General features: G+C 48.2%; 6 protein-coding genes. 4 read left to right on the top strand and 2 right to left on the bottom strand.

The features are described 5' to 3' along the window. Nucleotides 1-7: 7 nt before the first annotated feature. On the bottom strand, nucleotides 8-16,690 hold the full coding sequence (locus JV36_RS0112135; protein ID WP_235207834.1) for a BapA/Bap/LapF family large adhesin: 16,683 nt from the start codon (nucleotides 16,688-16,690) through the stop codon (nucleotides 8-10). A gap of 252 nt (nucleotides 16,691-16,942) precedes the next feature. Here JV36_RS0112135 and JV36_RS0112130 point away from each other — a divergent pair, with 252 nt between their 5' ends. The 4 genes from JV36_RS0112130 (at nucleotide 16,943) to JV36_RS0112115 (ending at nucleotide 23,021) form a co-directional block, all read left to right on the top strand. After that, a complete protein-coding gene (locus JV36_RS0112130; RefSeq protein WP_032095329.1) occupies nucleotides 16,943-18,892 on the top strand; it encodes a TolC family outer membrane protein in 1,950 nt (649 codons plus the stop codon). A gap of 77 nt (nucleotides 18,893-18,969) precedes the next feature. Then, nucleotides 18,970-21,069: a type I secretion system permease/ATPase gene (locus tag JV36_RS0112125; RefSeq protein WP_032095380.1), complete on the top strand. Its 2,100-nt coding sequence runs from the start codon at nucleotides 18,970-18,972 to the stop codon at nucleotides 21,067-21,069. After that, on the top strand, nucleotides 21,066-22,433 hold the full coding sequence (locus JV36_RS0112120) for an HlyD family type I secretion periplasmic adaptor subunit (RefSeq protein WP_032095328.1): 1,368 nt from the start codon (nucleotides 21,066-21,068) through the stop codon (nucleotides 22,431-22,433). Before JV36_RS0112125 ends, JV36_RS0112120 begins: the two co-directional genes overlap by 4 nt. After that, a complete protein-coding gene (locus JV36_RS0112115) occupies nucleotides 22,434-23,021 on the top strand; it encodes a response regulator transcription factor (RefSeq protein WP_032095327.1) in 588 nt (195 codons plus the stop codon). Here the strand turns inward: JV36_RS0112115 and JV36_RS0112110 are convergent. Next, nucleotides 22,996-24,930 (bottom strand): bifunctional diguanylate cyclase/phosphodiesterase, encoded by a 1,935-nt coding sequence (locus tag JV36_RS0112110; protein ID WP_032095326.1) that lies wholly within the window; start codon nucleotides 24,928-24,930, stop codon nucleotides 22,996-22,998. The genes JV36_RS0112115 and JV36_RS0112110 overlap by 26 nt on opposite strands. Nucleotides 24,931-24,934: the final 4 nt, after the last annotated feature.

The following is a 24,934-nucleotide window of genomic DNA, read 5'->3' as shown; positions in this document are numbered from 1 at the left end:
TTCTTCTCTAAATATCGGTAGGCGGAAATTTATCAACTGCCGTCCTTAATATTTCAGACTCTACTTGAGAGGCGACTCCAATGTCGCTAGTACTCTCACTAGACACAGTGTGAACAGGTTCACCTGATATAACCGTGGATTCACTATCGCTGTCCATTTCTTCTGATTTGGACGAAGTTGACGGTAATATTAAGTCATCCTGCGGCAAATCAATGTTTACCACGTCGCTTTCAACTTCTGTAACGGGCCCCGCTGCTGTTAGATGCTCTTCCTCAGGAAGTGTAATTGTATCTTCCGGTAAAAGTATCTCAGGGCTTAATACTTTTGAACTAAGCGGAGATAGGGACTCGTTTACATTAGCTAAAATATCAGTCTTATCTTCCAACGTAGGAATAGCCGTAAGTGAAACGACATTATCCTTCGGCAAATCAATATTGACCACGTCGTCTTTGACTTCTGTTACACGCCCCACTGCTGTTAGATGCTCTTCCTCAGGAAGTGTAATTGTATCTTCCGGTATAAGTATCTCAGGGCTTAATGCTTTTGAACTAAGCGGAGATAGGGACTCGTTTACATTAGCTAAAATATCAGCCTTATCTTCCAACGTCGGAATAGTCGATAGTGAAACGACATTATCCTTCGGCAAATCAATATTGACCACGTCGCTTTCAACTTCTGTTACAGGCCCCGCTGCTGTTAGATACTTTTCCTCAGGAAGTGTAATTGTATCTTCCGGTATAAGTATCTCGGGGCTTAATGCTTTTGAACTAAGCGGAGATAGGGACTCGTTTACATCAGCTAAAATATCAGCCTTATCTTCCAACGTCGGAATAGCCGATAGTGAAACGACACTATCCCTGGGCAAATCAATGTTTACCACGTCGTCTTTGACTTCTGTTACAGGCCCCACTGCTGTTAGATGCTCATCCTCCGGAAGTGTAATTGTATCTTCCGGTATGAGTATCTCAGGGCTCAATGCTTTTGAACTAAGTGGAGTTAGGGACTCGTTTACATTAGCTAAAATATCAGCCTTATCTTCCAACGTCGGAATAGTCGATAGTGAAACGACAGTATCCTTCGGCAAATCAATATTGACCACGTCGTCTTTGACTTCTGTTACAGGCCCCACTGCTGTTAGATGCTCATCCTCAGGAAGTGTAATTGTATATTCCGGTATGAGCATTTCAGGGGTTATTGCAATGAAAAGCATATCGTTAATAGGGAAAGGCTCGGTAGTCACTGTGTTTCCCCCCCACGCAGCCTCCACCGACGCAGCCTCTATAATTCCCGAACTACTTACAGTCTCGGATGTATTAATAGCTTGTGCTGTTGAAACACCTTCTCCGGATGCCGTCACAAATACATTAAATTCTGCTTGTTCGACAGTACCGTCTGGATATTCAATACGGTAAGTAAAGGTATCAGTTAAGGTCCCACCAAATACGACTTGCGTGTTGTCCGGGGTATAGGTGTAAGCACCAGTTTCGTCTATTTGTAACGTACCAAATTCACCGGTTAATGTGATACCGCCCGTTGGGTCTTGGAAAATAGCCCCATCAGTAGAGACTGTTACGTCGTAACTTGGACCAAACAGCACATCATTTTCGAAAAGATTGCCGGTGGCGGTTTGTACTTCGTCAACCACAAATTGGTCTAGGAAATGAACGGTAGAGCTCAAATCGACACTGACACCTCCAAGCGCACTGGCTAAGCCTGTATCCACGTCCATGGTAACTCGGTATTCACCTGCTGTAAGACCAAATGAAGTAAAGCTACCATTTCCATCAAGGCCGAGCAGGCCTATCAACTGGTCACTGGAGAAGGTTTCAACAACTTCCCATGTACCGTTATTGTCTCGCTCAATGAATAGATCCAGTCCTGAGCCCAATGATAATAGGTCTCCGCCATCCACGGTTAAAGTAAGATCCATCGTAGTATCAGTTGCTACAGTAAATGAGTTGCTTTGAGTATCTACAGAGGTAGGAATAACAATACCAAGGGCGCCAATCAGCCATGAGTATTCAAGCGCATCTGCTTCAGCATAACCTGTGCTGCTAGCAAAATCATAGGTCAACTCTGCCCGCGCTGAGTCCGCAGATACCCCTTGCCCTGAAAGGTTAAAATTGAGGTTAGCCGTAGAGGTGTTAGTCCCATCTGAAATGGTGTAGCTGAAGCTATCCGTACTACCCAAGCCGTCACGTACGCCGTTAGCTACATAGGTGTAGCTGCCGTCTTCAAAGATGGTGAGGTCGCCATAGTCGCCTTCAATGGTAATGCCCGACAGCCCAGTACCCAATACGGTTACCGACTCCCCATTGGTGTGAGTAACTTGCGTAACTACGCCGCCCTCAGCAATGCTATCGGCCACATCGCCTGAATTAGCGGCATCAATTACATTACCCGATGTTGTAGTGCTACCTTCAAACTGATATTCAGTTAGCGTTGAAGTTATATCGGTAGACTGTAGTAATGTAAGTGTATTGCTTAGCAGTGCCGCTGCGACAGCATCTAACACATTATCTGCTAGAAGACCCAACCCAAGAGCGTTTAGACCATTAGTTATAGTGCTGATCAAGTCGCCTGCGCCTATGGTGTCCGCGCCGCCTAAAGCTGGTTCCAGAATGAAGTTGCGTACAACCGTACCCAAACCAAGCCCGCTGAGTACACTTGCATTAGTGCCGTTTAATGCATCTTCTACAGCAGTCAAAACAACGTCTTGGTTCTCCTCGCCAAGAACGACGCCGCCATCACCTAATTCTGTTAACGTAATCGAGCCGTCGCTATCTTGATCGAACAGTGTCTCAAGGGCACTTTCATCATTGCGAACAACCACAGTGTATTCACCGGCAGGTAGCCCAGAGAATTTCGCCACTAGCGTATCGTCGCCAGTTACTCCAATGAGGTTTACACCTGCCACATCACCTATTAACGGGTTATCTGGCGTCATCGCTGTGGCGACCACGTTGCCATCTGCATCAATAAGATCAACACGATACGCATCAGCGACTGCGACTAACGCTGTTTGACTGACCTCGACTACCACTTCGCCAAAGAAACCAGCATCAACGGTAAGCGTTGTGCTAGCCTCTGGCGAACCTGCCGCTGGTGAGCCTTCTGCTAAGCCTATAACTTGCAAGTCGCTGTCGGTAACTGGCGCATTCACAATGGCAGTTTGTGCGCCCAGTTCCATGTCATTGTTATCGGTTTGGGCTACTACTGGCGGGAAGTCGCTGCCAGATATAGTGATGGTAAGCGACGCGATATCCGAGGTTTCACCATCTGATAAGGTATAGTTAAACACTTCATCTTGCCCAATGGCGCTGCGGTCGCCGTCGGCGGTATATGTGTACGTACCGTCTGCAGCTATTTCTAACACACCGTACTGACCTTGGATGGTTATAGTACCTGTTGCAGGCACATTGACGCTATCACCTACCGAATTAGTAACAACAGTAACTTGAGCACCGTCTAAGATAGTGTCCGCGCCTACACCACTTAAATCACCATCAAGCAGGTTACCTTGCGCCACTAAATCTCCCGTGTAGGTGTATTCTGTTAACGTTGTGGTAATGTCTGTGTCTTGCAATAGGGTTAGCGTATTGCTGAGCAATGCATCGGCAATAACACTTAAAATGTCATCAAGGAAGCCAGTTAAGCCAATTGCATCAAGAGGGGCGGTAAGTAAATTAACAAGCTGACCTGCGCCGATGACTGTAGTCGTATCCAGAAGTGTCTCTAGTACTCCCCTTACCTGGGTGCCAACCGTACCAAGTGGAATACCTAAAACGCCGGTATTTAACGTTGCTTCAATAGTATCAAGAACTACCGCCTGATTGTCTGGCCCAAGTACAACGCCAGCTGTACCAAGCTCATCAAGGTCAACATCGTTACTGTTGTCGTTGTCTAACAAGTCTTCAAGTAAATTCTCATCATTGCGGACCACCACACTGTAGTTACCAGCATCAAGGCCTGATAACGTGAACGAAATGGTCTCGTCGCCGGTAACATCAAAAATGTCTAATCCACCGACATCTGCAAGTTGTGAATCTGCGCTTACTCCTTGGTAAACAAGCTGACCGCTCTCGTCATACACCTCAACAATGTAGGCATCGGCAACAGCAACCAGTGCTATTTGGTCAACCTCTACTAACACTTCACCTACATGGTTAGGGGAAACGGTAAAGGAGGCGCTTGCATCCACGCCACCTGTAGACTCTGCTAAGCCAATCACCTGTACGTCGCTGGTGGTTTCCGGTGGGTTTACAGTAACCACAGGTTCGCCCATATCAACGGTGTTACCGTCGTTTATAGCATCGAGAGCCTGTACAACAACATTTTGGCTTGCTGTGCTTGCCGAGTTACCTGCTTCGTCTGTGACTGTTGCTACCACTGCGTAGGTGCCTGCCGGTAGCGTTGTGCCCGTTAAATCAAGGCTCCAGTTACCGCTGCCATCAATAGTCAGTTCAGGGTCAGTACCAAAGGTAAAGGAAGTGCCATCAACGGTAACGGTTAGGGTAGTATTGTCACCAAGGTCCACCGTACCATTGAAGATAAGCGTGCTATCGCTAGTAATAAAGTCTCCAGCAACTCCAGAGTCGTTTGAAATACTATCGAACGTTACCGTCTGACCGTTATTGTTTTCATCAATACTGGTATCGATGACAAGTGTACCTGTAGCAGAGTCAGAATTACCTACAGCATCTGTAGCGGTAACTGTAGCCGTGTAATTACCTTCAGCAAGTAAGGCGACAATATTGTCAGCTAATGTCCAGGTACCGTTACCGTTATTGGTAGCGGTGTAGTCATTCCCGTCGATAGTGACCACGACAACTGCATTGGGGTCGTTCACTGTACCGGTTAACTCTGGCGTGGTGTCGTTGGTGGTTAGATCGTTTATTGCAACCGTGGGCGCGGTGGTATCGATTACTACTGTGCCCGTGTTGGTTACCGTGTTACCCGCGGCGTCTGTTGCACTTACCGATGTTGGGTAACTACCTTCAGCTAACGTGGCAACTACATCATCGGCTAACGTCCATGTGCCGTCCCCGTTATTCGTGGCGGTATAGTCGTTGCCGTCAATCGTCACCACCACAACCGCATTAGGGTCGTTTACCGTACCGGTAAGTTCAGGCGTGGTGTCGTTGGTGGTGAGATCGTTTATTGCAACCGTAGGTGCGGTAGTATCAATTATCACTGTACCTGTATTGGTTACCGTGTTGCCTGCGGCATCTGTTGCAGTCACTGACGTTGGGTAACTACCTTCAGCTAACGTGGCAACTACATCATCGGCTAACGTCCATGTGCCGTCCCCGTTATTAGTGGCGGTATAGTCGTTGCCGTCAATCGTCACCACCACAACCGCGTTCGGGTCGTTTACCGTACCGGTAAGTTCTGGCGTGGTGTCGTTGGTGGTTAGATCGTTAATGACCACCGTGGGCGCAGTGGTATCAATCACTACTGTGCCTGTATTAGTTACCGTGTTGCCTGCGGCATCTGTTGCAGTCACTGACGTTGGGTAACTACCTTCTGCAAGGGTTGCGACTACGTCATCAGCTAATGTCCATGTGCCGTTACCATTATTGGTAGCGGTATAGTCGTTCCCGTCAATGGTGACTACCACAACCGCATTAGGGTCGTTTACCGTACCGGTGAGTTCTGGCGTGGTGTCGTTGGTGGTTAGATCGTTTATTGCAACCGTGGGCGCGGTAGTATCAATTACCACCGTGCCCGTGTTGGTTACCGTGTTACCTGCGGCGTCTGTTGCAGTCACTGACGTTGGATAGCTACCTTCTGCAAGGGTTGCGACTACATCATCGGCTAACGTCCATGTGCCGTCCCCGTTGTTGGTAGCGTTGTAGTCATTCCCGTCGATAGTGACCACGACAACTGCATTGGGGTCGTTCACTGTACCCGTTAGTTCTGGCGTGGTGTCGTTGGTGGTTAGATCGTTTATTGCAACCGTAGGCGCAGTGGTATCAATCACTACTGTGCCTGTATTGGTGCTGACGTTACCGTCAGGGTCGGTTGCAATAACGGTTGCGGTATAGCTGCCTTCAGCAAGTGTGGCAACTACATCATCGGCCAGCGTCCACGTGCCGTTACCGTTATTAGTGGCGGTGTAGTCATTTCCGTCAATGGTAACCACAACGGTCGCTGTCGCATCATCAACCGTACCTGTCAGCGCTGGTGTTGTGTCGTTGGTGGTTAAGTCATTAATTGCCACTACTGGTGCTATAGCATCTACGGTATCAGACGCAGGTCCGCTGGTATTGCCCGCTTCATCTGTGGCTGTTGCGGTAACCACAACGCCATCAGCCAATGGAGTATCAGGCGTAACGCTCCAGTTGCCGTCGCCATCAGCGATGACCGTGAAATCAGGCGTGCCGTCGCCATCTATGTCTACATTCACAGTAGCGCCCGCTTCGGCGGTACCAGTAATTTCGGTGCCGTTGCCTGCATCCACAGTAGGTGCTGCTGGTGCTGTGGTATCAATTACCACTGTACCAGTATTTGTGCTGACGTTACCGTCAGGGTCGGTTGCAGTAACGGTTGCGGTATAGCTACCTTCAGCAAGAGCTGCCACAGCATCATCAGCCAGTGTCCACGTGCCATTACCGTTGTTGGTGGCGGGGTAGTCAATACCGTTAATGTTAACGACCACCGTGGCTGTTGGGTCGTCAACCGAACCAGTAAGCGCTGGTGTGGTGTCATTGGTTGTTAAGTCGTTGAAGTCAACCACTGGCGCGACCGCATCAACCATGTCTGAGGCTGGGTTGCTAATGTTACCCGCTGCGTCCGTTGCTGTTACGGTCACGATTACGCCATCGGCAAGCGGTGTATCAGGCGTAATACTCCAATTGCCGTCGCCATCTGCAGTGACGGTGAAATCAGGCGTGCCGTCGCCATCCACGTCCACATTGACGGTTGCGCCTGCTTCAGCGGTACCGGTAATTTCTGTGCCGTCGCCGGCATCCACAGTAGGGATTGCAGGTGGTGTAGTATCAATAACTACCGTTCCTGAATTTGAACCCACATTGCCATCGGCATCCGTGGCAGTAACGGTAGCGGTATAGCTACCATCTGCAAGTGCAGCCACTGCATCGTCAGCCAGCGTCCAACTTCCATCACCATTGTTAGTTGCGGTGTAGTCCACACCATCAATAGTCACGATTACGATAGCGCTTGGGTCGTCAACCGTACCGGTTAGCTCTGGTGTAGCGTCATTAGTAGTTAAGTCGTTGATTGTAACGACTGGTGCAATAGCGTCTACCGTATCAGACGCTGGTGCACTGACATTGCCTGCTTCATCAGTGGCGGTAGCCGTAACTTCCACACCATCGGCCAGTGGTGTAGTGGGTGTTACTGACCAATTTCCATCGCCATCTGCGATGACGATGAAGTCTGGCGTGCCGTCGCCATCCACGTCCACATTTACGGTTGCGCCTGCTTCCGCAGTACCCGTAATTTCAGTGCCATTACCTGCATCGACGGTAGGCGCTGCTGGAGCGGTGGTGTCAATCACCACAGTACCAGAGTTAGTTCCGGTGTTGCCGTCGGCATCAGTAGCAGTAACCGTAGCGGCATAGCTACCTTCAGCCAGCGCGGAAACGATATCGTCAGCCAGTGTCCAGCTGCCATCACCATTGTTTGTCGCGGTATAGTCTGTACCGTTAATGGTAACGACCACGATGGCGGTTGGATCGTCTACCGAACCGGTAAGTGCAGGTGTGGTGTCATTTGTCGTTAGGTCGTTAAAGGCAACGATTGGCGCAACAGCGTCTACCGTATCAGACGCCGGGCTACTCGTATTGCCAGCTTCATCAGTCGCTGTTGCCGTTACAACTACACCATCTGCTAGCGGTGTGGTGGGTGTTACTGACCAGTTACCATCGCCATCAGCAATAACCATGAAATCAGGTGTGCCATCACCGTCAACGTCTACGTTTACGACAGCGCCTGCTTCGGCGGTACCGGTAATTTCAGTACCATTGCCTGCATCGACAGTAGGCGCAGCAGGCGCAGTAGTATCGATAACACCGCCATTTTCGTTTGCGGTTGCCGTGTTACCCGCGCCATCTGTCGCAGTTGCGGTGACAGAATAATTTCCTTCAGATAAGGCTGCTGGCACATCTACAGAGAAGGTCCCATTGGCTTGAACAATGGCGTCGAAGGTTTGCGTATTACCAGCATTATCGGTAACGCTGATAGATACAGTGCTGCCTGGCGCAATATCTGTAGTACCGGAAATGGTAGGTGTCGTGTCGTTTCCTGTACCAAGCGAGTCCAAGGTTAAGTCTGGTGCGGCCGTATTGATGTTTCCGCTGGTAGTATCAGACGCCGAGTTTCCAGCAGCATCAGTGGCGGTGGCAGTAACATCGAAGTTTCCATCTGCCATTGTATTGGGCACGTCGGCGCTGAAATTACCAACGCTATCGACAATAGCCGTAAATGTCTGTTCTGCTCCTGCGCTGTCGGTGATGGTTATTGTCACTGAACTACCTGGACTTAAATCGGTGCTGCCGGTGATCGTTGGCGTAGTATCGTTACCTGTGCCTTGTGCATCTAAGTTGATAGTCGGCGCGGTAGTGTCTACGCTACCATTTGTTTCAGTGGCACTAGTCTCATTACCTGCTGGGTCTTGGGCAACGGCGGTGACGGTATACCCTCCTTCAGCCATGGGGCTTGGCACATCGGCGGAGAAACTGCCGTCTCCCTGAACGGTTGCATCGAACGTCTGGCTTACACCTGCGTTATCCGTAACCGTAATCGTTACTGTCGCGCCGGCAGGCAGATCCGTATTCCCTAATATTGTAGGCGTTGTGTCGCTGTCAGAGGCCAGTGTATCTAACGATAGAGTAGGGGCTGTTGTATCAATAATGCCTGTGTTGTCTACGACGGTAGTGCTATTACCCGCTTCATCACTCGCCGTGGCTTCAACATTGTATGCCCCTTCAGCTAAAGGCGCAGACACATTCACAGTAAAGTTTCCATTTACATCAACTGTAGCTGTGATGGTTTGAACATTTCCTGCGCTGTCAGTTACTACAAGAGTAACTTCACTACCCTGCGCAAGATTTGTGCTACCAGATAGGGTAGGCGTTGTGTCATTGCCTTCCTCAAGTGGCGTTAAGGTTAGTGATGGTGCTGTAGTGTCTACGCTTCCTGTATCATCGGCAGTCGCTGTATTGCCTGCTTCATCACTGATGGTAGCGCTTACCGTGAAGTCGCCTTCCGTTAAATCGGTACCTGGGGAGATAGAGAAAGACCCATCGGCCTGTACCACTGCACTTAAGATCTGGGTCGCACCAGCGCTATCCGTGACCAGAATAGTAACCACAGCGCCCGCAGGTTCATCGGATGTACCTGTAATGAGTGGCGTCACGTCGTTAGTGGTATCGGCAACATCTATAGTAAGTGTAGGTACAAGTGTATCAACTACGCCTGCCTCGTTATCGGTTGTACTGTTGCCTGCTGTATCAGTGGCGTTTGCTGAAACAGTGAAGTTTCCTTCAGCCATCGCCGCTGGTACGTCGGCAGAGAATACGCCGCCCGCGGCAACCAGTGCAGAGAACACCTGGGTATTACCTGCACTATCAACAACAGTTATTTGCACTGTAGAACCTTGCGGTAAATCTACAGTACCGCTTATGGTTGGGGTTGAGTCGCTAACTGTGCCCGGCTCGTCCAGCGTAATAACAGGTGAAATGGTGTCGATTAGGCCGGTTTCAGCGTCGGACGCTGTATTGCCTGCTTCATCAACCACCGTAGCCTGAACTGTGTAGCTACCTTCAGCCAAAGCGGCAGGTACATTTACACTAAAGGAGCCATCATCTTGTACGGTGGCTGAAAAGGTTTGAATATTGCCAGCGTTATCGGTGACGGTAATTGAAACCGTGCTTCCGGCTGGCTGGTCTGTCGTTCCGCTAATGGTTGGTGTTGCATCATTGCCAACACCTTGCTCTGCCACATCAATAGCCGGTGATGTGGTATCTACCACACCGCCAGTTTCAGAGTCAGAGCCTGTATTTCCGGCACCGTCAGTCACTTCTGCGACAACTGTGTAGCTACCTTCTGCCAGGTCTGAGGGTACGTTAGCGCTGAAGGTGCCATCTCCTTGTACTGTTGCAGTAAAGGTTTGAATTGCTCCAGCACTATCTGTCACTGTTAAGGTGACAATGGCACCATCTGGCGCATTAGTAGTGCCAGAAATAAGAGGCGTAGCGTCGTTTGTCTGGCCAAGGGCATCTAGGGTAATATCCGGGGCGCTTGCATTAATATTGCCGCTATCTGACACAATCGTGCTATTGCCCGCAGCATCGCTCACACTGGCTGTTACATCGTAATCGCCATCAACAAGCGCGCTGGGTACTTCAACTGAGAAAGTGCCATCCGCGTTTACCGTAGCATTAAGGTTCTGTACATTACCGCCTGCATCGGTGACAACCAGTGTAATTGTTGCTCCCTCTGGCAAGTCGGTAGTACCGCTCAAAATTGGCGTTGCGTCATTGCCGCTAGCCACTGGATCTAAGTTGATAACAGGTGGGGTGGTGTCAACTGTTCCGTTGTTATCAACCGCTGTGTTTTGATTACCCGCATCATCAGTTGCCGCAACTTCTACTGTGTAATTGCCTTCTGCAAGGTCAACCGGCACGTCAGCGCTAAAGCTACCGTTCACTTGAACGGTGGCAGTGAAAGTTTGCGTGTTGCCTTGACTGTCAGTCACGCTAATGCTCACTGTGTTGCCCGCAGCCAAGTCGGTGGTTCCCGATATAGTCGGTGTAGCGTCGTTGGTCAGGCCTTGTGCGTCCAACGTTACGGTGGGGGCTGCTGTATCTATGACACCGTTGTTATCTATTGCCGTTGCTGAATTACCCGCATCGTCAGTCGCAGTGACGGTCACACTGAAACTGCCCTCAGCTAAATCGGCAGGAACATCAGCACTGTAAGTACCATCGTTTTGAACGGTTGCTGTGAATGTTTGGGTATTTCCAGCGTTGTCTGTCACGCTTATGCTAACTGTGTCGCCAGCATTGAGGTCTGTGGTGCCAGAGATAGACGGGGTTGCATCATTGCCAAGTCCTTGTGTATCGATGGTTATCGATGGGGCTGTGGTATCGATGTTACCGCCATTTTCGGTTACCGATGCACTGTTGCCAGCACCGTCTGTGGCGGTGGCAGTAACAGAATAGTCACCTTCAGGTAAGCTTGCAGGAACATCAGCCGTAAAGCTTCCATCACCTTGCACTATGGCACTGAATGTCTGTGTGTTTCCAGCGCTGTCAGTCACAGTTAGCGTTACAGTGCTACCTGGCGCTAAGTCGGTATTACCTGAAACAGTCGGCGTCGTGTCATTGCCCGACCCAAGAGGATCAAGGGATAGGGAAGGCGCGGCAGAGTTTATGTCGCCGCTCACTGTATCTGTTGCAGTATTGCCTGCAGCATCAGTGGCCGTTGCAGTAACGTCGAAGTTTCCGTCTGCCATAGGACTAGGCACATCTGCGCTGAAGTCGCCATTAGCATCAACAGTTGCAGTAAACGACTGAACCGTGCCAACACTGTCAATTACTGTGATAGTTACTGTGCTTCCTGCGGCTAGGTCGGTATTTCCGCTAATGGTAGGTGTGTTATTGTTACCCGTACCAAGCGGATCCAAAGTGATAACAGGCGCTGTGGTATCTACGCTACCGCCCGTTTCAGAATCAGAACCTTGGTTGCCAGCCGCGTCTTGAGCGGTTGCGGTAACTGTATAGTCACCTTCAGCTAGTGGCGAAGGTACATTGGCTGTAAAACTGCCGTCGGTTTGTACCGTTGCGGCAAAGGTTTGCGTGTTACCCGCACTGTCGACCACCGTTAGTATGACAATGGCGCCAGCTGGAAGGTTTGTGGTGCCAGAAATAGTTGGCGTAGCGTTATTCTCTGGCGTTAATTCGTCAAGGTTTAGCTCAGGTGGCGTGATGTCGATAACGCCTGAATTATCGAGAACCGACGTGCTGTTGCCTGCTTCATCAGTGGCGGTAGCTTCAACACTGTACACGCCTTCAGCAAGGGCCGCGGGCACATCAACCGTAAAGTTTCCGGCTGCATCAACCGTCGCCGTAACTGTTTGAATGTTGCCTGCGCTATCTGTGATAACCAAGGAGACCACGCTACCTTCGGCTAGATCTGTACTTCCCGAAATGGTTGGCGCTGTATCATTGCCTAATCCTTGAGGGTCTAAGGTTAAGGTAGGCGCTGTGGTGTCTATGGTGCCTATTGCATTGTCTGACGCACTGTTGCCAGCATCGTCTGTGGCCGTTGCGGTAACCGTATAGTCCCCTTCGGCCAGTGCAACTGGCACATCCACAGTAAAGTTGCCATTTGCATCAACTGTTGCTGTAACAGTTTGGGTATTGCCAGCGTTGTCAGTAATTGAAAGCGTAACGCTCTCGCCTGCTGCCAGGTCAGTAGCGCCCGAAATGGTAGGCGTAGTATCGTTATTTGAACCCAGCGCATCTAGCGAGATAACGGGGGCGACGGTATCGACTATACCGTTATTGTCGGTGGCTGAAGCACTATCGCCGTTGCTGTCAGTCGCGGTAGCTGTTACTGAGTAATCGCCCTCGGCAAGAGGTGCGGGCACATCAGCGCTGAAATTGCCGCTTACATCAACAAGTGCAGTAAAGGTTTGCGTATTGCCGGCACTGTCAGTGACAAAAAGCGTCACGGTTGAACCCGCTGGTAGGTCAGTCGTACCCGATATAGTTGGTGTAGCATCGCTAACTGTGACCTGCACATCTAGCGTTAGCGCAGGTGCGCTTGTATCTAGCGTACCGGTATCAGAGGTGGTGATTGTATTACCCGCATCATCTGAGGCACTTGCTGTTACCGTGTAGCTTCCATCCGGTAGAGCGTTTGGAACATCCGCGCTGAAGTCACCATTCGCGTCCACCACGACGTCAAAGGTTTGTGTATTGCCTGCGCTATCTGTGACGGTTAACGTTACTGTGCTTCCCGGCGCTAAATCAGTGCTGCCCGATATGTTAGGCGTTTCATCGTTGCCTGTGCCTTGCGGATTTAGCGTAAGCACAGGGGCGGTGGTGTCAATATTGCCACCGCCTTCAGATACGGTTGTTGAATTACCTGCATCATCTGTTGCAGTAACCTCGACGCTATAATCGCCCTCTGGCAGTGGAGACAATACCTCTGTTGCAAAATTGCCGTCTGCATCAACCAATGCGTTAATGGTTTGCGTGTCGCCATTGCTGTCAGTCACGGTGATCACAACAACAGCGCCTTCAGGTAAATCTGTGCTACCTGAAATAATCGGCGTGGTGTCATTACCTGAATCTAATGGATTGACCGTAACAACAGGCGCTTGTGTATCAATACTTCCACTTGTTTCATTCGCCGTCGCGGTGTTGCCTTGCCCATCGCTTACTGTGGCCGTAACGGTAAAGTCGCCCTCGGCCAATGCGTTAGGCACATCGGCACTGAATGTTCCGTCGCCTTGCACGGCTGCTTGGAAATTTTGCGAGTTACCGTTGGCATCTACCACAGTAATGGTAACCAGTGTGCCAGGAGCTACGTCGGTAGTACCTGTAATAGTTGGAGTAACATCACTGGTAGCGCCTTGTGGATCAAGAGTTAACAGTGGCGCTTGGCTATTTACATTGCCTGTTGTATTGGCATTTGCGGTATTGCTCGCACTGTCAGTTGCACTGGCGGTTACAGTAAAGTCGCCGTCAGCTAGTGCGTTTGGCACATCTACACTAAAGCGACCATTTGCATCGACCAAGGCATTGATAAGTTGCGTGTTTCCAGCGCTATCTGTAACCACAAGCGTTACTGTGCTTCCTTCAGGAAGGTCAGTAGTGCCTGAAAGCGTCGGCGTGGTGTCACCGGTGCTGCCAGGATTCTCAAGGGTTAGCGCTGGCGCTGTGGTATCAATTTCACCTGTGGTATCGGCGGTGGCGGTATTCCCCGCGTCGTCAGTCACACTGGCATTAACCGTAAATTCGCCCTCGGCTAATTCAGCAGGTACGTCTGCGCTATAGGTACCATCCGCCTGCACAATAGCCGTGATCGTTTGCGTGTTGCCCGCGCTATCGGTAATGGTTAGCGTAACTGTGCTGCCAGGGGCGGCATCGGTGGTACCTGAAAGGGTCGGCGTAGTGTCGTTGTCGGTAGCTATGGCGTCGATAGTGATCGACGGTGCTGTGGTATCAATTTCGCCTGTGGTATTGGCGGTGGCGGTATTCCCCGCGTCGTCAGTCACACTGGCATTAACCGTAAATTCGCCTTCTGCTAATTCAGCCGGTACATCTGCGCTATAAGTGCCGTCAGCTTGCGCAATGGCGGTAACCGTTTGCGTGTTGCCCGCGCTATCGGTAATGGTTAGCGTAACCGTGCTGCCAGGGGCGACATCAGTGGTACCTGAAAGTGTCGGCGTGGTGTCATTGTCGGTAGCTATTGCGTCAATAGTAATTGACGGCGCTGTGGTATCAATTTCGCCTGTGGTATCGGCGGTGGCGGTATTCCCCGCGTCGTCAGTCACACTGGCATTAACCGTAAATTCGCCCTCGGCTAATTCAGCAGGTACGTCTGCGCTATAGGTACCATCCGCCTGCACAATAGCCGTGATCGTTTGGGTATTACCTGCGCTGTCAGTAATGGTTAGCGTAACTGTGCTGCCAGGGGCGGCATCGGTGGTACCTGAAAGGGTCGGCGTGGTGTCATTGTCGGTAGCTATGGTGTCGATAGTGATCGACGGCGCTGTGGTATCAATTTCGCCGGTAGTGTCTGTGGTTGCCGTATTGCCTGCTTCATCCTTAACGCTTGCGTTAACGGTGAATTCTCCTTCTGCTAATTCAGCCGGCACGTCTGCGCTGTAGGTACCGTCTGCCTGCACAACAGCAGTAACCGTTTGCGTAATGCCCGCGCTGTCAGTAATGGTTAGCGTAACTGTGCTGCCAGGGGCGGCATCGGTGGTACCTGACAGGGTCGGCGTAGTGTCGTTGTCGGTAGCTATTGCGTTGATGGTGATTGTGGGCGCTGTGGTATCAATTTCGCCGGTAGTGTCTGTGGTGGCGGTATTGCCCGCGTCGTCAGTCACACTGGCATTAACCGTAAATTCGCCCTCGGCTAATTCAGCCGGTACGTCTGCGCTATAGGTACCATCCGCCTGCACAATCGCGGTCACAGTTTGCGTGTTGCCCGCGCTATCGATAATAGTTAACGTAACCGTGCTGCCAGGGGCAGCATCGGTAGTACCTGAAAGGGTCGGCGTGGTGTCGTTGTCGGTAGCTATGGTGTCGATAGTGATCGACGGAGCTGTGGTATCAATTTCGCCGGTAGTGTCTGTGGTTGCCGTATTGCCCGCTTCATCCGTAACGCTTGCGTTAACCGTGAATTCGCCTTCGGCTAATTCAGTCGGTACGTCTGCGCTGTAGGTACCGTCTGCCTGCACAATAGCCGTAACCGTTTGCGTAATGCCCGCGCTATCGGTAATAGTTAACGTAACCGTGCTGCCAGGGGCGGCATCAGTGGTACCTGAAAGGGTCGGCGTAGTGTCATTGTCGGTAGCTATGGTGTCGATAGTGATCAACGGTGCGGTGGTATCAATCTCGCCAGTGGTATCGGCGGTGGCGGTATTGCCTGCTTCATCCGTAACGCTTGCGTTAACCGTGAATTCGCCTTCTGCTAATTCAGCCGGTACGTCTGCGCTATACGTGCCGTCTGCCTGCACAATAGCCGTGATGGTTTGCGTGTTGCCCGCGCTATCGATAATAGTTAGCGTAACCGTGCTGCCAGGGGCAGCATCGGTGGTACCTGAAAGGGTCGGCGTGGTGTCATTGTCGGTAGCTATGGCGTTGATGGTGATTGTGGGCGCGGTAGTATCAATTTCGCCTGTGGTATCGGCGGTTGCCGTATTACCAGTTGGCTCGAGTACCGTTGCATCAACGATGAAGTCGCCGTCCGCTAAAGCGTCGGTCACTTCAACGCTAAAAGTACCGTCACGTTGCACAACTGCGGTAACTGTTTGAACGTTTCCAGCGCTATCAGTAACAATCATTGTCACCGTGCTGCCAGGAATGGCAGAAGTAATTCCGGAAATAGTGGGTGTGGTGTCGCTGGTTAATCCAATTGGATTTAATGAAACGGATATATCCTGAGCCTGTTCGCCTACTCCTGAGAACTCAGTTGGAATGGCTTCATCATTACTGTTCGCATTCTGATCAAATTGAAAGCTTACAGGATCGACGTCTTCATTGATGCGCTCTACGCGCACAAAGTTGCTACCTCCACCAGTCCCGCCTTCAAGCCCTGTGGCTGTAGCTTCTAACGACTCTAAAATGTCGCCTTCACCGGCAAGTAATTCCAAAAAGTCGGTGTCACCTTGCGAGCTATTATCAACGCCTGTGACACCATCAAGCAACGCAGACAGCGTATCTATATTCTCTTCATAGACCGCAAATTCGTCGTCTGAGTTGGCGTCGCTGAAGTCGAGTTGCAAAGGGAAGGTAATACTTTGGCCCGCAGGAAGCGGATGTAGCTCACCATCAATACTTACAGTCACTAGCGTATCAGGCGATATGGTTAACATATCGCCTTCAGCTATTGTTAACCCCGGTGTTGCTGTTATTTTTTCACCAGTTTCACTGCGAACTAACGTCGCTTTTCCGTCTACCTTTGCAATGCTCACTTCTGCCATACATCTCTCCAGACACTAGTTTTTTGCTTTGTCATAAAGGTAGCAGGGCTTTTTCATTTCGTTACTGGACTGTAGTACGGGTAACGTCTATACATTGGTATAAGGAATTGTTGCGAACCGCTTAAAACAGCTTTGATTTATTAGCAATTAGGCTAATTTGCACCAAACTGACTTGCTTCAACGTCATTTCGCGCTATCTTTTGACCAATCAACTGACACTAAAGTCGCTAATGTCGTAAAAGGTGAGCTATCGTGAAATTACAAAACTACATTTTATTCGCAACGATATTCGGGACTCTAAGCGCTTGCTTACCTCACGTGGCCATTGCTCAAAATAATAGCGCTCAAAATAGCAGCGCTAAAAACGTAGACGCTAGTTTAGAGCATTACGTACACAAAGTAGTTAATGAAAACCCCGAGGTGCAAGCGACTTGGCGACAACTTCAAGTTGCAATGTCAGACGTAGACATTGCTCGTGGAGGGTTTCGACCTAGAGTCGACGTTTTAGCAACAAGTGCCTATAACGACAGAAACTACGGCTTAGACCGTGAGTTTATGGGGCATTCTGCTGAAATAGCACTTACTCAAATGCTCTATGACGGATTCCTAACGAGCAGTGAAGTAAAACGCTTCAAACAAGCACAAGTCGTTCGCTTTTTTGAATTATTAAGCGAAATTGAGCAAAAATCTTTAGATACTTCGCTTGCTTACATGGACGTACAGTTGTTCAGGAAGCTTCTTTCATTATCTGAAGAAAATCTAATTACTCACGTAACGGTATTTAAACAAATTGAAGAAAGCGTAGAGGCTGGCGTAGGACGTCGCGCTGATTTAGAACAGATAAGCGGTCGACTTTCACTCGCTGAGTCCAACGTTTTGACAGAGCTATCTAATTTACATGATGTCACCGCTCGTTTTCTCAGACTTGTTGGAGAAAAACCAGCAGATAACTTAAAAGTTGTCACTTTAAATTCTGCTTATGTCGATGCAAAAACAACCAACATAGATACACTTCTCACCAGCGCGTATGACACCAACCCTCAGTTTAATGCTGCAATTTACAATATAGACGCTCAGCGCTACGCGGTAGACAGTGCAAAAAGCCTTTATCATCCGCAGATTGATTTATCCGCGAGTTATGGCGCGCAAACTCGAGACTTAGCGGCATTGAACAATACAATCACTGAAGCAAGAGTGGGCATAAACTTTTCTTATAATTTGTACAACGGTGGTTCCGATAGAGCCGCTATCCGTCAAGCACTATCTCAAGTCGACTTAGCTAAGGATTTGCGCGACAAAGCCTGCATCGACATGAGACAAACTGTACAAATAGCCTACAATGATATAATCAATATCACTGAGCAACTACCGTCGCTAAATGCGCATCGTATTTCCTCAGACAGAGTAAGGACGGCTTATATGGACCAATTCACTATAGGCGAGCGCTCTCTGCTAGACCTCCTTGACTCTGAAAACGAATATTACGAATCTAGCAGAGCATATATTGAGGCGCGATACTCTCTCGATAAAGCACGGGTAAGATTGCTTGCGGCTTCAGGTAGTTTGGCAAAAACGCTTGGTATAACGAAAGAACAGGTTCCTGATATGTTAAGTAAAGCCGAAGAGAAAATTAGCTACGACCCTAAATTTGCCTGCCCTGTGGTACGTACTGACTTTACGGACGAGCTAAATATTCTAAAACGCGACGCCGACGGTGATGGCATTGTTGATTTATGGGATGACTGTGTTGACTCTTCGCACACTGGGAAAGTTAATGCGGTTGGCTGTAAAGAAATAGAACCTAAGCCTAGCGCCGCAGACTTTACACTGGACAATGCTAAGGTCATCGACTCCTTTAAAATAAATATAGAGTTTTCATCTAACTCCACAGACGTATTACCAGAATATAAAAACGCACTTAAAGAGGTCATTAACGCACTAAATGCGAACCCAGATTCAGGGGTAATCATTCATGGTCATGCCTCTTTAGATGGCGATTCAACATATAACCAGCGTTTATCCGAACGAAGAGCCAAGGCTGTTGCATCGCTTTTGATGTCAAACGGTCACATTCCCCCCCGCAGAATTACCGCAGTTGGCTATGGTGAAGAGCGCCCGCTTATAGATGAAGAATCGGTAACAGCCAATGCGCGTAATCGCAGAATCGAGGCGGCGATCATCCAGCTTCCTCCTATCGAATAGTTAGGCGACAGACCTGTATGGCAGATAAAAAGGACGTAGATGATGTAACTTATTTAGAGCACCAGGGCGGTGCCTTGATGAATTGTTTAATGACAATCTGCCGTGCCCACCATTTGGATGTATCCCGTGTCAGCCTGCTTAGTGGACTTCCGCTAGACCATGGAGAACTCTCTCCTACCGGCTTTGAACGTGCCGCAAAACGAGCAGGGCTTGCTAGTAGAACAGTTAAACGAAACATAAACCAAATTAATACAGCGATTCTTCCTGCCGTCTTAGTGCTCGATGAAAAACAAGCCTGCGTTTTACATGGGTTAAGCCAAACTCATGCAAAGGTCTCTTATCCTGAACTCGATAGCGCTGTTGTTGAAGTGCCTAGAGAAGAATTGAACGAAAGGTACACTGGCTACATTATCTTCGCTCGGCCCGAGATGCAGTCGCGAGACACAAATGCCCAAATAGACAAGTCATCGGTAGGGCACTGGTTATGGTCTTCTATAAAAACAGCAAAAGGCCTATATCGAGATGTGCTTCTAGCCTCTGTTTTTATCAGCCTGCTTTCTATTGCTTTACCTTTATTCGTTATGAATGTGTACGACAGAGTTGTCCCAAACGCTGCCCTTGAAACACTGTGGGCTCTGGCAGTTGGCGTGTTAATTGTTTTAGCTGCCGATTTCCTATTGCGCGTACTTCGTCAGTATTTTGTAGAGCTAGCAGCAAGTCGATTAGATGTGACGCTCTCGGCAAAAATCATGGAAAAAGTCCTGTCGATAAACCTCGCTAACAAACCCGCTAAAAGCGGCTCTTTCATTAACAGCCTTCAGTCTTTTGAGAGTATTAGGCAGTTCTTTGGTTCTGTCACTTTAGTGGCACTGGTTGATTTACCTTTCGGATTACTGTTTGTGGTCATTATCGCCATGATCGATTTCTATCTGATTATTCCAATACTTATTGGCGCCACCGTGCTTTTTCTTTATGCGATGAAGGCGCAGAAGGTAATGCGTTCCCTTTCCGAAGAATCGATGGAAATTAGCTCTCGTAAAAGCTCGCTTGTGACTGAAAGCGTAACCTCGTTAGAGGACGTTAAAGCGTTTGGGTACCAGAGTCGCTACCAAAGTGCCTGGGAGAAGCAAACCATCTTTCTTGCCAAAGTGAACGCAAAACTTCGCCTAGTTTCTATGTCGGTAAATAACGCAGCGCTTTGGATCCAGCAATCGGTGGGTGTAACCATTATTTTAACTGGCGTTTATCTCATTATTGAAGGAGTTATCACCCAAGGTGGATTAATTGCAGCTTATCTTCTATCAAGTCGCGCCATGGGCCCAGTGTCGCAAGCTGCTGCTCTATTAGCTCAGTTTTACCACGCTGAAACTGCCAAAAATGCGTTAGACGAAATAATGGCAATGCCTAGCGAACTCGGTAGCAATAATCAAATAAATAGCAATGTGATTCTGAAAGGAAATATAGAAGCAAACCAACTATGTTTTAAATACCCAGACGAAAGTGTACTTGCACTCAAAGATATCAACTTTTCGCTTAAGCAAGGAGAGCACGTTGCTATTTTGGGAAAAAATGGCTGCGGAAAATCCACGCTTAATAAGCTTATTATGGGATTTTATCGACCCGAATCTGGTCAGCTTTTAATGGATGGTATTGATTTACAACAGTACCATCCAACGCTGCTTCGCAAACAAATTGGTTATGTTCCTCAAGAGGTGAGTCTTTTTTATGGAACATTAAAAGACAACATAATGCCAGACAATTTACACATAGAAGATTGTGACTTTTGGGACATATTAACCCGGTGTGGCTTAACAAGTTTAGTCAACAGCAGTGCTAGTGGGGTTGAGCAAATCGTTGGCGAACGTGGCTGCTTACTTTCAGGCGGCCAACGCCAAGCCGTTGCGTTGGCTAGAGCCCTTGTGCGTAATCCATCTATATACATTATGGATGAACCTACATCGGCCATGGATTCTACCAACGAAGCGCAAATGAAGGAAACCATCAAAGCTGCGACCGCAGGTAAAACACTGATCATCAATACTCATCGTACAACCTTACTCGATTTGGTAGAGCGTGTAATTGTTGTTGAGAATGGAAGAATCATTGCCGATGGCAAAAAAGAAGACGTACTTGTGCAGTTTAAAAAGCCATCCCAACCGCTTAAAAGGGGGCAATGATCTTGAAAAGTGTTGGTGAGAAAAAAGATTGGCTACAAAGGCTAATGCGCGGCTGGCTCGCGCCACCTCCCGGGCAAGACTGGGTATTGGAAGCAGAGTGGTCTCGCATCATGCAAACGCCAGTAAAGGCGCGAGGGCTTCTTTACCTTGTTTCTATCGTTCTCTTTTTGCTTATTGTATGGGCTTACTTTGCTGAAATTGATGAAGTCGCTAAAGGGGATGGCAAAGTGATACCGTCTCAACAACTGCAAGTATTGCAGTCGTACGATGGCGGAATTGTCCAAAACATATTAGTAACTGAAGGGGAAACTGTAGAAGCAGGGCAAGTTCTTTTGAGAGTTGACCCTACGCGATTTCTATCAAGTCTTGAAGAGAATACCACGCAATTTGCAGCGCTAGCTGCAAAAGTACAGCGATTATCGGCTCTCACGCAAGGGAGCGCTCTGCGCTTCAATCGCGAACTGCTTGAAAAAGCCCCTGAAATTGCGAAAAACGAGCGAAGACTATATAACTCAAATCTTGCTGAGCTTGATGAAGTCGCTGCAGGTTCAGATTCGCGAATAACACAGCGGCGACAAGACGTTGAGGAAGAACGTGCCAGTCTATCTCAGTATAAAAGCATGCTGTTATTATCTAAAAAAGAGCTTACCGTTACAAAACCATTGCTTGCATCAGGCGCGGTGTCAGAAATTGAAATCCTTCGTTTAGAGCGTCAGATTGTAGAGCTAGAAGGTAATATCACCAAATCTAAAGTAGCCATTGAACGCGGCCTCAACGCTATAGAGGAGGTCATAATTGCTAAAGAAGAAAGCCGCTTAAAACTTATTAACCGCTGGAATCAAGAATTAACCGATGCAACGGCTGAAATGGCTACGTTGCAACAGTCTCAAACCGGGTTGGAAGACGTAGTATCCCAGGCTGATATTAAATCACCAATAAACGGAACGGTGCAACGACTGCTTATTAATACTGTGGGTGGTGTTATCACCCCGGGTAGTGAGGTCGTTGAGCTTATACCGCAAGATGATAAGTTAATTGTTGAGGCAAAAGTATCACCCAAAGACATTGCATTTATTAGAGAGGGCCTACCGGCAATCTTGAAGTTCAGCGCATACGACTTTTCTATTTATGGTGGGATGTCAGCTGAAGTTCAGCACATTAGCGCAGATGCAATTACTAATGACAAAGACGAAACCTACTACCTTATCAGACTAGAAACAAAAAAGAGCGTCGCTGATGAATCATGGACAATCCTACCAGGAATGGTCGTTCAGGTAGACATACTGACGGGAAAGAAAACCGTTCTAAATTTTATTTTGTCACCGCTGTTCAATGTTACCTCATCGGCACTGCGAGAACGTTAGATGAGACACTATATAGCTGAAGAAAATATGCAAAGTGCTGCCACTCAATTTTCGTGGCAGAGTTATCGCGACATTTCGCAGCTTGAATGTACTGAAAGCGACTTTATTTGGCTTTTAACGACAGATGAAAACTGGTCTAAAAAGCTGGCGGAAGCAAAGCAAAAAGTAGGTTCAGTAGTACTGCTCACTTATAAGTACGATCGTATAGAAATGCAAACTGCGTTGCGTTTAGGGGCCAAAGCCTATTGCCATGCTCTTGCAACGCAATCGCTTCTTTCATCAGTGGCGCGTGTAGTCAACGCTGGTGGGATTTGGCTGCCGAACGAATTGTTAGCAGCGCTTACGTCTGACGTTGCCGTTAGAATGAACCCAAAGCCCGCTTTAAACGGAATTACCAACAGAGAAAAAGATGTTTTGAGCGGTATTTTAAATGGGCTTAGTAATAAAGAAATAGCTAGAGAATTTGGAATTACCGAAAGAACTGTGAAAGAGCACGTAGGCTCAATCCTCAACAAATTCGATTCTAAAGACAGGATTAATTTATTGCTTCATTTAGGGGAGTTTAGTCATCTAAAAGGTGCTCTATAACTTCTATATGAGACACTATTCCATCGATCCCGAGTTCTGTAAACAGCTGTTGCTGATCCGAGCGTTTCACGCCATCTGCATAAACCTTGATACCAAATGTATGAGCCAGTGAACAGAAGCCGCGTAAGAAAGCATGATTGGCTAGGTTGTTCTCTATATCAGCCATGAAACCAGAATCAATTTTTACGTAGTCTAAACCCAACTCTTGAACGTTAATGAGCTGAGAAAAAGACTCGCCGACGCGCTTCAACCCTACGCCACATTCCTTCACTTTTAGCGTATTGCAAAAAAGTTTGAACGCGTCGGGGAAGCGCGTAGCAGTAGACTCCCTAACCTCGAAACACAGTTGCTTAGCTGCGTTTGGATTAGCATTTAATTGATAGTACAGCTGCGCTAAAATTTCGTTATCTAATAAAAACTGTTCTGAACACAAAAAAGCGTATTTTGATTGGGAGTTAGTAGAATTTATATACTTAATCAAAAAAGTAATCGTTGTCAGCTCGAGCTGTGGGAGTAATCCAAGGTAGCGCGCCCAATGAGTGTAGTATCCACTTTGGCGAAGCTCTCCATCTATATTGACCCCGGCCCAACTTTGAAAATGAATTACTTTCCTGTCCATATTTAAAACTGGGTAGTTAAACGTCTCAACCTTTGAGTGAGTTATTGCCGAGGTCAGCACCTCTACCCATGCTTTTTCTTCTTCCGACGACTCGTTACGCATTACAGCGCTATCGATGTAAGGAAATGCCAATTCTGTGGATTGCGCTTCGTTTAACATAGTGTCGGCCCGCATAAGCACGCTTGAAAAAGTATCGTCAGCGCGCAGCTTTACCACAGACTGAAATATTTCAGGGTCATTTTGATTACAAAATATTTCTGTGCAGACATTATAAAGGGCATAAGCAATAATACTCGCATCATGAGTTTCAGTGAGTAAAACTACGAACTCATTTTTTTGCAGCCTTGCAACGCGGCTGTCGGAAAAGCTATGGTGATTAACTTGAAGGGTTTTATCAATAGCACTCGCCAGTTGCCTCAGTCGCCTTTTCCTCTCTGTAGCCGGTATACGCAAAAAGCCCTGCTCTTCTGTAAACCGGATTAGAAAAATACAATTTGTGCCTTGAATGTCTCTAAATGCCAATTGTCCTTTAAGAGTTGAGATAAAATAGTCTCTATTCGCAAGACCACTTTCATCGTCAAACTGAGTTTTATAACGCATTAGGTCTAGTCGATTATTTTCCTCTTCCATTACCTTTTTTGACTTTTCTGCTAAAAAGTTCATAGCGTTCACAACCCGTTTAAGCTCAAGGGTTCTCGGCACCTTTAGTTTAATAAATCGCAAATCTTGAAATGCTTCTGCTTGATACACAACATTATCAAGGGGTCGCAATATCATGCGTAAAAGCCAGCCTCCTGTAGAGCCTGCCAGCAGTGCTATAAGTAAAATACCAATGGCCAATCGGTATGTCGCTCTCCACATTGACGCAAGGGTGAAGCTAATATCAGATTCAACAAAAACAGTGCCATATTGCCCCCAACCTTCACTTATTTGCGCGACACCAGGGCTAACATTGGGTGAGAAAAATGTCGCAAACCAGCGCGGTGTATCTGTAGTATTCTGAATAGGTTGGCGGTAGTCGGATATTGTGTCGCCATTGGCATCTTTAAGTGTAATTCTTGCGTAATGCCCAAGGTCGAACTGCGACATGACAAATAAATCGAGAGATGTGGGATCCTTATCTAATCGACTCAATGTAAGCGCAAGCATAGTCGCGTTATCGATGTTTTTCGCGTAAAGCTGCTCTTCAACATACTGCTTTGTTGTTGCACCGTAAATACTTACGCTGGCGACAATTGTTATGAAAAAAATTGCGACGATTGCGAGCCATAACTCTTTAATAATCGACATAGGC

The sequence above is a fragment of the Alteromonas sp. LOR genome (genome assembly GCF_000753865.1).
In the GTDB taxonomy this organism is placed as follows: domain Bacteria; phylum Pseudomonadota; class Gammaproteobacteria; order Enterobacterales; family Alteromonadaceae; genus Alteromonas.
This window is presented reverse-complemented; position numbering and strand designations above follow the sequence as displayed.